This is a genomic window from Amycolatopsis sp. NPDC041971, from assembly GCF_055588925.1.
Map to the genome: position 1 here is coordinate 1 of NZ_JBVJCE010000017.1, position 12,887 is coordinate 12,887.

12 protein-coding genes are annotated in these 12,887 nt (G+C 67.6%); 3 read left to right on the plus strand and 9 right to left on the minus strand.

Annotation, left to right across the window (positions count from 1 at the left end):
• Positions 1-160: 160 nt before the first annotated feature.
• Positions 161-1,339 (minus strand): RNA polymerase sigma factor ShbA, encoded by a 1,179-nt coding sequence (shbA, locus tag ACZ6DT_RS29110; protein WP_465601689.1) that lies wholly within the window; start codon positions 1,337-1,339, stop codon positions 161-163.
• A 190-nt stretch (positions 1,340-1,529) separates the two neighbouring features.
• Between shbA and ACZ6DT_RS29115 the strand changes: the two genes are divergently transcribed.
• Positions 1,530-1,781, plus strand: coding sequence for a WhiB family transcriptional regulator (locus ACZ6DT_RS29115; protein WP_465601156.1), 252 nt, complete (start codon positions 1,530-1,532; stop codon positions 1,779-1,781).
• Between the two features lie 95 nt (positions 1,782-1,876).
• On the opposite strand, the gene ACZ6DT_RS29120 is transcribed toward ACZ6DT_RS29115, so the two are convergent.
• Entirely contained in the window at positions 1,877-3,388 is a 1,512-nt protein-coding gene (locus ACZ6DT_RS29120; RefSeq protein ID WP_465601692.1) for an MDR family MFS transporter, read from the minus strand.
• Between the two features lie 88 nt (positions 3,389-3,476).
• Positions 3,477-4,103 (minus strand): TetR/AcrR family transcriptional regulator, encoded by a 627-nt coding sequence (locus ACZ6DT_RS29125; protein ID WP_465601159.1) that lies wholly within the window; start codon positions 4,101-4,103, stop codon positions 3,477-3,479.
• Between the two features lie 100 nt (positions 4,104-4,203).
• Here ACZ6DT_RS29125 and ACZ6DT_RS29130 point away from each other — a divergent pair, with 100 nt between their 5' ends.
• Positions 4,204-4,947: an SDR family NAD(P)-dependent oxidoreductase gene (locus ACZ6DT_RS29130; RefSeq protein WP_465601162.1), complete on the plus strand. Its 744-nt coding sequence runs from the start codon at positions 4,204-4,206 to the stop codon at positions 4,945-4,947.
• Positions 4,948-5,121: 174 nt separating this feature from the next.
• Complete coding sequence (locus ACZ6DT_RS29135) at positions 5,122-6,318, plus strand: LCP family protein (RefSeq protein ID WP_465601165.1); 1,197 nt, start codon at positions 5,122-5,124, stop codon at positions 6,316-6,318.
• 432 nt (positions 6,319-6,750) lie between these two features.
• Here the strand turns inward: ACZ6DT_RS29135 and ACZ6DT_RS29140 are convergent, their stop codons facing one another.
• The 6 genes from ACZ6DT_RS29140 to ACZ6DT_RS29165 form a co-directional block, all read right to left on the minus strand.
• Positions 6,751-7,920 carry an acyl-CoA dehydrogenase family protein gene (locus ACZ6DT_RS29140; RefSeq protein ID WP_125785233.1) on the minus strand — a complete coding sequence of 390 codons (1,170 nt, stop codon included), beginning with the start codon at positions 7,918-7,920 and terminating at the stop codon, positions 6,751-6,753.
• A 1-nt stretch (position 7,921) separates the two neighbouring features.
• Entirely contained in the window at positions 7,922-8,851 is a 930-nt protein-coding gene (locus tag ACZ6DT_RS29145; RefSeq protein ID WP_465601169.1) for a 3-hydroxyacyl-CoA dehydrogenase NAD-binding domain-containing protein, read from the minus strand.
• Entirely contained in the window at positions 8,848-9,594 is a 747-nt protein-coding gene (locus ACZ6DT_RS29150; RefSeq protein WP_465601171.1) for an acetoacetate decarboxylase, read from the minus strand. Before ACZ6DT_RS29150 ends, ACZ6DT_RS29145 begins: the two co-directional genes overlap by 4 nt.
• Position 9,595: 1 nt before the next feature.
• Complete coding sequence (locus tag ACZ6DT_RS29155; RefSeq protein WP_465601174.1) at positions 9,596-10,363, minus strand: crotonase/enoyl-CoA hydratase family protein; 768 nt, start codon at positions 10,361-10,363, stop codon at positions 9,596-9,598.
• Positions 10,364-10,372: 9 nt separating this feature from the next.
• The gene (locus ACZ6DT_RS29160; protein WP_465601177.1) at positions 10,373-11,530 is read right to left on the minus strand and encodes a CaiB/BaiF CoA transferase family protein; all 1,158 of its coding nucleotides are present in this window, start codon (positions 11,528-11,530) and stop codon (positions 10,373-10,375) included.
• A gap of 119 nt (positions 11,531-11,649) precedes the next feature.
• Positions 11,650-12,558 carry a LysR family transcriptional regulator gene (locus ACZ6DT_RS29165; protein WP_465601179.1) on the minus strand — a complete coding sequence of 303 codons (909 nt, stop codon included), beginning with the start codon at positions 12,556-12,558 and terminating at the stop codon, positions 11,650-11,652.
• Positions 12,559-12,887: the final 329 nt, after the last annotated feature.

The following is a 12,887-nucleotide window of genomic DNA, read 5'->3' on the forward strand; positions in this document are numbered from 1 at the left end:
TCAAACGCTACGTCGCCCGCGAAATCCACCGAACACTCATCACAGACATCAACAACCTCACCAACACCCCTTGACATCTATAGGAGCATCTTTCGGGACGTCAGGCGTCGCGAAAGTGGCTTTCGCAACCCGACACCTGTGCCTTACCTCTCAGTATCACTCACCAGTCGTCCGTGAGGATCTTGCGCAACCGCGTCAGAGCCCGGTGCTGCGCCACCCGCACGGCACCCGCCGTCGAGCCGACCACGACGGCGGTCTCCTCCGCGGACAGGCCGACCACGATCCGTAACACGACGATCTCCCGCTGCTTGTCCGGCAGGATCCGGAGCAGTTCGCCCATCCGGTCGCTCAGTTCGTTGTGCAGCGCGTGTTGTTCCGGGCCGGCGGAATCGGCGGCTCCGTCGGGGACTTCGGCGACGGGTTCGGAGCGGTTGCGGGCGGCGGCGCGGCGGGCGTCGGCGACCTTGTGCTGGGCGATGCCGTAGACGAAGGCGAGGAACGGCCGTCCGCGTTCGCGGTAGGTGGGCAGCGCGCGGAGGATCGCCACGCAGACCTCCTGCGCGACGTCGTCCGCCGAGGCGTACGTCCGTTCCTGCCTGCCGATCCGCGCCCGGCAGTACCGGATCACGAGCGGGCGGACGGTGGTCAGCAGGTGGTCCAGCGCTCGCCGGTCACCTCGTCCGGCGGCCACGACGGGCTCGTCCAGGGTGTACCAGCGCGACGCCGTCACCGGTTCGGGTTCCGCCTCCGCCGGGGCACCCGGCTCCACCAGCGCGAGTTCCCTGATCATCGCGCGGTTCTTGATCCGGGACAGGGTGTCGTCGGCGTCGAGCCCCATCCGCAGCGCGTCGATGAAGGCCGCGTTCGCGCTGTCCAGCCGGTCGACGAACTGGGGGTTGTGCTCCGCCAACCGGCCGCGCGCGTGGCGCAGCGTCGCGCCGACGGCCTCCTCCGCGATTCCGAGCATCCCGGCGATCTCCCGGGAGGTGTAGCCGTCGAGTGACCAGGCCATGCCGAGCTGCTGGCGTTTCGGCAGCCGCCCCAGCATGGTCAGGATGGACGACGCCTCGTCGGCGAGAACGGTGAGTTTGTCCTCCCGGCCCGCGTCGGCCAAGGCCCAGTCGGCCCGGACCGCGGTTTGCTCCTTCGCGCGCCGCTGCCCGACGCGGCGAACCCACGATTTCGGCTGGGTGATGCTCTGCCAGTCCTCGTAGGCGTTGAGCATCGCTTCGGCCGCCGCGTCCCGGGCGGGGTCCAGTGCGTGGCCCACCTTGCACAGAAAGCCGGTGAGCAGCGGAAATTCGGCGTGGAAGAACTCGTCGAACCCTTCGTGGCCCATCACCCGCACTCACCGCTCTCAGCCGCCTGACGCGCATGCCCTCATAGGACAGGTGCAGTGAGCGGGCCGCTGAGTGTAACGATTCGGTCAAGTTGATGTTTGCGTGGACCACCCCACTGGATACCCGGCACCGAGGAAGAAGTCGTTTGACGACGAAGGGAAAATCGGAAAAAGAGGAGGTGATAGGAAAATGGAAACGAGGATGGCGGGTGACCTCAGCGTGGCCGCTTGCCGCGGTGAGGATCCCGAACTGTTCTTCCCGGTCACCGAAACCGGCCCCGGCGCACGGCAGGCGGCCAGGGCGAAGACCGTTTGCGCACGGTGCCCGGTCATTTCCGCCTGCCTGGCCTACGCCGTGGACAACGGGTTGAACCATGGCGTTTTCGGCGGGCTGACCGGCAGCGAACGGCACCGCCTGATTCGCGTCGGCAATGCCGCCTGAAACCACTTGATCGCGTTGCTGAATTTCCACCGTGTTTTTCGCGCGCGAAAAGAGAGGGGCCCGGTTCGCCGAACCGGGCCCCTCGCTCGTGGTGGTCAGGCGACGGTCTCCTCGGCCAACCGCTCGTTGCCCGACTGGGTCTTGAGCGGTTTGTGCTTGAGGAAGGCGACGGCGACGACGACCAGCAGCGCGATCGGCGCGCTGATCAGGAACAACTCGCTGGTCGCGTCCCCGTAGGCCTCGCGGACGACGTTCGCGACCGGCTCGGGCAGCGTGGCGATGTTCGGCACCGCGCCACCCTCGCCGCCACCGGGCAGCGGTCCGAGCTTCTCACTCATCAGTGCGACGACCCGGTTCGCGAGTACCGCGCCCAGCGCGCTCACCCCGATGGAGCCACCGAGGCTGCGGAAGAACGACAACGTGGAGGTCGCCGTGCCGAGGTCGTGGGCGTCGACGTCGTTCTGCGCCACCAGGACGAGGTTCTGCATCAGCATGCCGACGCCGGTCCCGAGCACCACCATGAACGCGCTGAGCACGACGAGGTTCGTGTGGGCGTCGAGCGTCCCCAGCAGGGCCAGGCCCGCGGTCATCAGCACCGAGCCGAGCAGCAGATGGCTCTTCCACTTACCCGTCCGGCTGATCAGCTGGCCCGAAACCGTCGAGGAGACGAGGAGGCCGAAGATCATCGGCAGGCTCAGCAGCCCGGCCACCGTCGGCGACTTGCCGAGCGACAGCTGGAAGTACTGCGAAAGGAAGACCGTCCCGCCGAACAGCGCGATACCGACGAGGAAGCTCGCGAGGGTGGTCAGGGTGACCGTGTGGTTGCGGAAGAGGCTCAGCGGCAAGATCGGCTCGGCCACCTTCGACTCGACGTAGACGGCGAGGCCGAGGATGACCACACCGGCGGTCACCAGGCCGGCCGTCCACCACGAGCCCCACGCGAACTGGTGCCCGGCCAGCGAAGACCACACCAGCAGCGTCGAGACACCGGCCATGATCAGGAACGCGCCGAGGTAGTCGACCTTCACGTCACGTTTGATCGTCGGCAGGTTCAGGGTGCGCTGCAGCAGCAGGATCGCCGCGATCGCGAACGGGACACCCAGGAAGAAGCACCAGCGCCAGCCCAGCCACGAGGTGTCCACCATGAGACCGCCGATGAGCGGGCCCGCGATGGTCCCGACGGCGAACACGGCACCGAAGATCCCCGAGTACTTCCCGAGTTCACGCGGCGACACGATGGCCGCCATGATCACCTGCGCGAGCGCGGTGAGCCCGCCCGCGCCGATGCCCTGCGCGACCCGGCTGCCGATCAGGAGTTCGATGTTGCCCGCGAAACCGGCGACCAGCGAACCGACCACGAACAGCCCGAGTGAGAGCTGGATCAGCAATTTCTTGTTGTACAGGTCGGAAAGTTTGCCCCAGAGCGGAACCGTCGCGGTCATCGCGAGCAGTTCGGTGGTGACCACCCAGGTGTAGGACGACTGCGAGCCGCCGAGTTCGGAAACGATCCGCGGCAACGCGTTCGCGACCACCGTCGAGGCGAGGATGGCGACGAACATGCCCATCATCAGCCCCGACATGGCTTCGCGGACCTGTTTGCGGCCCATCGAGCCCGGTGGCGCGTCCGGTTCTCGCGGTTCGGTCATGGATGCGGACATGGTGGTCCCCCTTCGTGTTCCAGTGATGCCGGGCGCGTCAGCGCGCGCGGCCGCCGGGCTCCGGAAGTCCGGCGAGAAGTGTTTCGACGGCTTCGTCCAGCAAGTCGAGCGCGGACACCCGGCCGTCGTGCTGGTACCAGTGCATGAGCACGGCGTTGACCGCGCCGCCGAGCGCGGACAGCAGCAGTGCCGGGTACAGATCGGCCTGGGGATCCACGCCGGTGCGGCGGGCGATCGCCTCGATCGTCGGCGCGATGGCGTCGTGGTTCATGGCCACCGCGCGCGAATGCAGGGTGGCGTTCTCCTGGATGGCCTTCATGCGGCCGAGCCACTCTTCGCGGTTCTCGTCGACTTGGGCGAAGTCTTCCGTCAACGCGTCGACGAAAGCGCGCGGTGTGCTGATTTCCTTCGGCGCGGCGAGGAATTTCTCGATGGTGCGTCGTGTCCGCTCGGCGTTGTCGGCGTGCGCGATGACGACAGCGTCCTCTTTGGACGCGAAGTAGTTGAAGAACGTACGCGGTGAGACCCCCGCCGCCGCGCTGATGTCCTCGACCGTCACTTGGTCCAGACCGCGTTCGGCGACGAGCCGGACGGCGGTGGTCGCCAGCGCGCGGTGGGTTTCCAGCCGCTTGCGTTCGCGGAGACCTTTGACGGGTTCGGGCATGGGTACCACGATACGCCCAAAGATGCAGATACTGCAAAATTGCAGTTTGTGAACCGTGCCACTGCCCGGGGGCGACCGGCCACCTGGCAGACTGCGGCGGGTGAGCGGAACAGTGCTGGTACTGGGCGGACGCAGCGAGATCGGCCTCGCGGTCGCGGAACGGCTCGCCACGGGCGGGGCGCGCCGGATCGTGCTGGCCGCGCGACGGAGCGGGGACCTCGGCGCGGAGTCCGAGCGGCTGCTGGCCGCGGGTGCGGAGACCGTCGACGCCGTCGAGTTCGACGCCGACGACCTCGCGGGCCACGGCCCGTTCCTCGAGAAGGTCGTCGCCGGACACGGGCCGCTCGATGTCGTCGTCACCGCCTTCGGGATCCTCGGGGACCAAACGCTCGCCGAAGCCGACGCCGGCCACGCCGTCGCGATCGTGCACACCGACTATGTGGCTCACGTGAGTGTGCTGACGCATGTGGCCAATGTGCTTCGTGAGCAAGGAAGCGGGAGCCTCGTGGTGTTCTCGTCGGTCGCCGGGGTGCGGGTCCGTCGGGCGAATTACGTCTACGGATCGGCGAAAGCGGGCCTCGACGGTTTCGCGAGCGGGTTGGCCGACGCCCTGCACGGCACCGGCGTGCATCTTCTGCTCGTCCGGCCGGGGTTCGTCGTCGGCCGGATGACCGAGGGCATGTCGCCCGCGCCGTTCTCGAGCACCCCCGATCAGGTCGCCGACGCGACGGTCGCCGCGCTCCGGAAGCGCCGGGACACCGTGTGGGTGCCGGGACTGCTGAGGCTGATGTTCGCCGTGATGCGCGTGGTGCCTCGCGCGATCTGGCGCCGGATGCCCCGCTAGGAAGCGCTGCGCGGTCGGTCCGGCACTCCGCGTCGCGGCGGATTGTCTGCTTGATCACGTTGGCTGGTCCGAACGGGCTTTAAGACCCGGTTATGACACTTTTCTCAGGTAATTCCCAGCTAACGCGGTGATCCTCGAATACGGGGGATCATTCACGGAAGCGGGGAGAAGGTCGTGCTGCTCACGTCGCGAGGACGGCGGATCGGCGGCCGCGTCGCACTGGGCCTGGTGTCGACGGCCGTACTGGGGGTCACGGGTTTCGCGTGGACGCAGTTGAGCCGTCTGGACGACGCGATCGTCACGGCCGACGTGATCGCGCCCTCCGCGCGGGTGCCCGTCGGCCCGGCGGGCGAGCCGCTGAAGGTGGCGCAGAACATCCTGCTCGTCGGAATCGACTCGCGGACCGACTCCAACGGGAACCCGTTGCCGCAGAACGTCCTTGACGCCTTGCACGCCGGCAGCGACGACGACGGCGGCGACACCACCGACACGATGATCGTGGTCCACATCCCGGCGGGCGGGGCGGGCGCGACAGCCATCTCCATCCCGCGCGATTCCTATGTGGACATCGCGGGCGGATTCGGCAAGCACAAGATCAACTCCGCGTACAGCCGCGGCAAGCACGCCGCGATGAACACACTGCGCGCTCAGGGCTTGAGCGGTCCCCAGCTCGAGGTCAAGGCCAACGAAGCGGCCGCCAAACTCACGATCCGGACGATCGAACAGTTCACCGGGCTTTCGATCAACCACTACGCCGCCGTCAACCTGGCCGGATTCTCCGCGCTGAGCGAAGCCGTCGGCGGTGTCGAGGTCTGCCTCAACGGACCGGTGCAGGACAAGTTTTCCGGGGCTTCGTTCCCGGCCGGCAAACAGTTGCTTTCCGGGCCGCAGGCGCTCGCTTTCGTCCGGCAGCGGCACGGACTGCCCAGCGACCTGGACCGCATCGCGCGGCAGCAGGCGTTCCTTTCGAGTATGGCCAAGACCGTCCTCGACGCCGGGACGTTCACCGATCCCATCAGGCTGAGCGCCCTGGTCGGCGCGATCCAGGGCTCGGTCGTGCTCGACCGCGGCTGGGATGTGATCGGCTTCGCGCAGCAGCTGCGGGGAATGAGCTCGGGGGCGCTGAAGTTCCAGACCATCCCGGTTCAGAGCCTCTCCCTGCCGACGCCGTCCGACGGCGACGCGGTCAAGGTCGACCCGGCCGAGGTGAAGGCGTTCGTGAAATCGGCGCTGACGTCGACGAATGACGCCGCGGTGGGGGAGCCGACCGGTGGGATCGGGATCAAGCCGGTGGCGGCCACCTCTTCCGTTGCCGCTCCGCCTTCGTCGAAGTCTTCCGCGCCGCCCGAGATGGCCGGCTGTGTGAACTGAGCGGTCAGGCGTCCTCGGGGCACTGAGGCGCAGGGAGATCGCCTCGGTTTAGGCGACGGAGGACGCGCTCGCGTCGTACTGCTCGGAGTCCAACCAGATCAACCTCGACGGCCTCGTCCGCATCGGCACCCCGCCGCGTAAGGGGCGGCAGGGCGGCATCGGTGACTTCGCGGCGTTCGCGTCGCGCTACACGCTCGCGGTCCAGCAGGAGGGCGGGTTCCGGCTCGACGGGCCTCGCCGAGATGCTGACGCGGAACAGCCTGATCGCGGCGGACCTCCAGGGCCGGAAGCTCCCGGCGGGCTTCGCCAGAGTCGCCGCCTTTCCGCGACGGCTTCTCCTTCGGCAACCAAAGCACCTGTGGTGACAAATACCGCTTGACGCGCGTGAAGGCCCCCTCCGAGGAAAGGGGACCTTCACGCGCGAAGCGCGGCTTACACGAAAGCGCTCTGGCCGGTGATGGCCTTTCCGACGATCAGCGTGTTCATCTCCCGGGTGCCTTCGAACGAGTAGATCGCCTCGGCGTCGGTGAAGAACCGCATGATGTCGTTGTCCAGCACGATCCCGTTGCCGCCGAAGATCTCGCGGCCCCAGGCGACGACCTCCCGCATCCGCGAGGTCACGAACGCCTTCGCCAGCGACGAGTGCTCGTCCTTGAAGATCCCGGCGTCCTGCAACCTGGCCAGCTGCACCAGCATGCCCCACGAAGCGGTGATGTTGCCGAGGCTCTTCACCAGCAGGTCCTGCACCAGCTGGAACCGCGCGATCGGACGGCCGAACTGCTCGCGCTCCTTGGCGTAGTCCAACGCGAGCTCGTAGGCGCCGATCATCACGCCGAGCGCCTGCCAGGCCACGCCGCCGCGGGTCGCGCGCAGGATCTCGGCGACATCGCGGAAGGAGTCGATGCCCTGCAGCCGGTTGGCCTCCGGCACCCGGACGTCGGTCAGCGTGATCTCCGCGTTCTCCACGATCCGGAACGCGAACTTGTTCTCGATCTTGACCGGAACGAACCCGGGGGAGTCCTTCTCGACGACGAAACCCTTGACGTGGTTGTCTTCCTCGTCGCGGGCCCACACGATGACCAGGTCGGCGAAGGTCGCGTTGCCGATCCACTTCTTGGCGCCGTTGAGGATCCAGGTGTCGCCCTCACGACGCGCCGTCGTCCGCATGCCGCCCGCGACGTCGGAACCGCCGAGCGGCTCGGTCATCGCGAAGGCGCCGATCTTGTCCATCGCGGCCATCGACGGGAGCCAGCGGTCGCGCTGTTCCTGGTCGCCGCCCGAGTAGATGCTGTACATCGCGAGTCCGTTGTGGACACCGAAGAAGGTGGCCACGGACGGGTCCGTGCGGGTCATCTCCATCGCCATCATGCCACTGAGCAGGTGGCTGGTGGCCGGAAGGTGCTCGCCGTAGCCCTCGTAGGGCAGCCCGGCGACGCCGAGTTCGCGGAACTTGCCGACGAGTTCGTGCGGGAACTCGCCCTTGGCCCAGTACTCGTTCACCAGCGGCTTGACCTCGGCGCGCATGAAGTCACGCGTTTTGAGCAGCAGCTTGCGCTCCTCTTCCGGCAGCAGGTCCTCGTAGTCGTAGAAGTCGGCGGTCATTTCAGTTCTCCTCCCTGCGGGCACTGTCCAAAGCGGACAGCACCGCGAGCTGCTTGCGGTCGCGCGCCTCGGCGAGTTCCGAGTACGTGGAGGAGCCGTAAGCGGATTCCACGGCTTCGATGAGCCGTTCCTGTTCTTCGGGGTTCTGCGAGGGCTGACCGAGGCCCGCCCACATCTTCTTCATCGACTTGCCGATGTGCTCGGCCATGTGCCGGTAGCCGCCGGGGCCCCCGCCCAGATGCGAACCGAGGAACGGTCCGACCGTGGACCAGCGGATGCCGAGCGAGTTCGTCATCACCGCGTCCACTTCGGACGGTGACACGACCCCCTGTTCCACCAGGTAGATCGCCTCGCGGCTCAGCGCGTTCTGCAACCTGTTGCCGACGAAGCCGGGGATCTCCTTGCGTTCCACCACCGGCGTGCGGCCGACGAACCGGTAGAACTCGACGGCGCGGTCCACCGACTCGGCGCTGGTGCGCTCACCGGGTACGACCTCGACCAGCGGGATCAGGTGCGGCGGGTTGAACGGGTGTCCGATGAGGACTCGCGAGGCGTCGTCCAGCTCTCCCGCGAACGCGGTCGAGGGGATCGCCGAAGACGAGCTGAGCAGCAGCGCGTGCGACGGTGCCTCGCGGACCAGGGTCGCGAACAGGTCTTTCTTGAACTCGACGTTCTCGGGCCCGTTCTCCTGCACCACATCCGCGTTCCGGGCGGCTTCGGGGACGTCAGCGGCGAGGTGGACGCGAGCGGCGAGGTCCGCGACGTCCCGGCCGAGATGCGGGGCGAACGTCTCCAGCGCGCCGGCGACGGCGTCGGCGAGATCCGGTCGCGGATCCGAGACCCGGACCTCCATGTCGTGCGCGGCGAACAACGCCGTCCACGACAGGCCGATGGTGCCCGCGCCGATCACCGCGGCGGTGCGAAAAGTCATGACCGAGCTCCCTTCAGGTAGTCGAAGACCGGCTTGACCGGAGCGAGCGTCAGGTCGGTGAGAATGTGGCTCGCCGAAACGACCTCCAGCACCGGGAGATCGGCGAGCGGGGCCAGCACGTGCTGGAACAGTTGCAGCCGCGCGGGTCCGGTCCAAGCTTCCTTGACCACCACGTCGGTGATCTCGGTGCGGACCAGTTCGAAGACCCGGGGCGAACCGTCGTAGTCCGGGATGGTCTTGAGCATGAACGTCGGCACGGTGATCTGTGCTTCGGCCTCGGGGACGTCCAGCCGGTGGTGCTTGTAGCCCATGGTCGCGGTCGCGACCCGCTGGCTGCCGTAGTCGAGCGTCCCGACGAGCGCGCCGCTTTCGGCGAACAACCTCGGTGAGCCGATGGTCTTCGGGTAGGCGCTGATCTCCCGGCCGGACGCGGTGGCCGGGAAGTTGTCGAGGTACATCGCGTGCAGGTACTCGCCACGCTCACCCTCGAAGCTCACCGGGATCGCCTGTCCGGACTCGGTGTAGGGCCCGTAACCGCTGACGTCGCCCATCTTCATCACCTCGAACCGCACCAGCGGCTCGTCGATCTCCAGCGGCTCCGGCACGACGGCGCGCAGGGCGTCGGCGTCGGTGCGGTAGACGATGTTCAGGTACTCGCGATTCGTGAACCGGGGCACCACCGGCGCGTACGCCGGGTTCGTGAGCGGCGTGGTCACATGCCGGAGGACTTCTTGCTGCTTCATCTCACTCACCTGTCCACTGTGGAGCGCGGCGTTCGGCGAAGGCCCGCATGCCCTCGCGGACGTCGGCCGAGTTCATCAGCGCCGGGAGCTCCGCACGCTGGGTGGCAAACGCTTGCGCGTCGGGGACTCCGTCGGCGGCGCGGACGATCTTCTTGACCAGGGCCAGCGCCAGGGGAGCGTTGGCGGCGATCTGTTCGGCCAGCTGCAGGGCGACCGCGGCGGCCTCACCGCTCGGGACGACCCGGTTCACCAGGCCGAGGCCTCCGGCGCGTTCGGCGCCGATCGGCTCGCCGGTGAGCAGGAACTCCATCGCCAGGTGGTGCGGGATCCGCTTCGGCAGCCGGAGCACGCCACCCCCGGCGGCGATCAGCCCGCGCTTCACCTCGGGTAACCCGAAGTGAGCGTCTTCGGCGGCGACGATCAGATCGCAGCCCAGCGCCAGTTCGAACCCGCCGCCCATCGCCCAGCCTTCGACGGCCGCGATCAACGGCTTCGACAGCTCGGCCTCGGTCAGCCCGCCGAACCCGCGGCCGGGGATCTCGGGCGACTCTCCCTTCAGCGCGGCCTTGAGGTCCATACCGGCGCTGAACGAGCCGTCCGCGCCGGTCAGTACCCCGGCGCGCAGGCCGGGATCGGTTTCCAGGAGGTCGAGTGCTTCGGCCAGACCGGCGGCGACGGCGGCGTTCACCGCGTTGCGGGCCTGCGGCCGGTCGATCGTGATCAGCAGCGTGCCGCCGATCCTCTCGGTCCTTACTTCGTTCGTGCTCATGGTTCTTCCTCAGCGAGTGGTGGCGAGTTCACGCAGGACGTCTTCGGTGTCCTGGCCCGGCAGGGGAGCCAGGCGCCGCACGGAACCCGGGGTCGCGGAGAACTTCACCGGGATGCCGATGGTGCGGATCGCGCCCTCGCTCGGGTGCTCGACGACGTCGAGCAGGTGACCGTCGCGGACGTACTCGTCGTCCTGCGCGGTGTCCAGTTCCAGGACCGGGGCCATCGGGATGCTGTACTTCGCGCAGATCTCGGTCCACTCTTCGGTGGTCAGCGCCGGGGCGCAGTCGGCGATCATCCCGGCCAGCGCTTCGTGGTCGGCGCCGTCGATGGCGTCGCCGTTCACCCGGGGATCCTCGGCCAGTTCCGGCCGCCCGGCGGCCTGAAAGAAGTCGCGGAAGTTCTGCGGGTTGTAAGGGATCACGCAGGCCATGCCGTCCTTGGTGTGCACGGCCTGGTGGCCGGGGTTCAGCGACGGGCCGAAACCGGTCGCGCCTTCCGCGGGCTCGAAAACATGCCCGGAGAGGTGCTCGACCAGGTTGAACGCGATCAGCGTGTCGGTCATCGGGATCTCGACGCGCTGGCCTTCGCCGGTCCGGTCGCGGTGCACCAGCGCGGCGAGCACGGTGTAGACGATGGTCAGGGAAGACACCTTGTCGCCGATGATCGTCGGCAGGTAGACCGGCTTGCCCAGGGCGCGGTTCGCGACGTCGACCAAGCCGGACGACGCCTGCACGGTCTCGTCGTAGGCGGCGTGGCCCGCGCGGTCGGAGTCGCTGCGGAAACCCTGCGCGTGGGCGTAGACCAGGCCGGGGTTGCGTGCGGCGACGTCGGCGTAGTTCATGCCGAGCCTGCTCAGCGCTCCGGGGCGCATGTTGGTGATCAGCACGTCGGCGGTGTCGATCAGCTTGAGCGCCTGCTCGCGCTGCTCCTCGTCCTTCAGGTTGAGGGCGACGCTGCGCTTGTTGCGGTTCACGTTCAGGTTGAGCGGCGTCATCCCCGGTGTCGTGCGGAACTTGCCCACCCGGACGGTGTCGGCCGGGGACTCGATCTTGATCACGTCGGCGCCGAGGTCGCCGAGGATCTGCGCGGCGTACGGGCCCATGACCACCGTCGAGAGGTCGATCACGCGAACGCCGTCCAGCGGTCCGGTAGCGGTTTGTGTCATTTTGCTTCCCTTCGCCGTTGTTCGCTCTACAACCGACGTTAGGCGCGAATGGCAGGGAAGGGAATGATCAAGAAACGAAGAATGGTATGACCACAGTGGTCATACCATTCTTGCGCGGTTTAAGTCGAAAGTGGTTCGGCGAAGATCTCGCGGGCCGCTTCGACCAGTTCGGCGAGGTCGCCCTCTTCGGCGCGGTCGCGCCGCCAGACCAGGGCGGTCTCCAGCTGAGGGCGGAAATCCGAGAAGGGAAGGACGGTGGCGCCATCGACAAGGAACAGATGCATCGGGCTGGCGGGGTCGAGCATCGTGATCGAGAACGACGAACCGTTCGCCACCAATTCGGAAATGCCCGAATATTCGGTTCCGCCGACTTTGAGCCTTTTCTTGATGCCCGCCTTCGACAAGGTGTGGTCCATATCGTCCGAATAGGCAGGAATGCTTTCCGAGGCGGACGGGATGTAGGACAGATCGCTCAATTCGGCGATGGTCACGGTCTCCCGGCCGGCGAACCGGTCGGCCGGGACGACGGCGCCGAGCCGCTCCACCTGCACCGGGACGATCTCCAGCGCGGGATCGGTGACCGGCATCCGGACCAGTGACAACGCCAGTTTGCCCTCGTGCACCGCGGCGACCAGATCGGGTGTCGTCCCCGGCCAGCGTTTGAGCTCGAACCGGTCATGGCTGCGCTCTTCGAGCCGCTTGACGCGTTCGCGCAAGGCCGGATGGACACCGGCGGGCATCCCGACGAACACGGTGCTCCGCCGCGGTTTCACCGCTTCCTGCAGCCGCCAGGGGATCGCGTTGACCTGTTCGAGGACGTCCCGCGCGATGGGCAGCAGCGCGGAGCCCGCCGCGGTGAGGGTGACGTGATGCGTGCTGCGGTCGAACAGGCGGTGGCCGAGTTCGTGTTCGAGATCCTTGATGCGCTGGCTCAGCGGGGAGGCGGCCATATGCAGTTTGCGGGCCGCCTGGGAGAAATTCAGTTCCTCGGCGACCGCTACGAAGTACCGCAGGTGCAACATCTCCACTCGATCACCCTAACCGCAGGGCGGCTCCGCCGTCCTCGCCGCGGGTGCCGGCCCGCTTCTGGAGCTTGTCGGCGCACAGTCGCCGCGAGGAGCGTCGCGCGGCCGGATACGAGAGATGTTGGAGTTTTCGTGGGCGATACTCGGGCGGTGGGGTCCTGTTGGGCGAGGTCGCCCTCTTCGGCGTGGTCACGGAGCTGACCACTGTGGATAAACGGATCGTGGCCACCGGCTGGGCGGGACTTCGTTGTCGGTCCGGTTGGTCGTGGGGGGGGGGTTTTGTTTTTGCCCCAAACCCACCCCCCGAACACCCCCACCAACCAACCACAGGG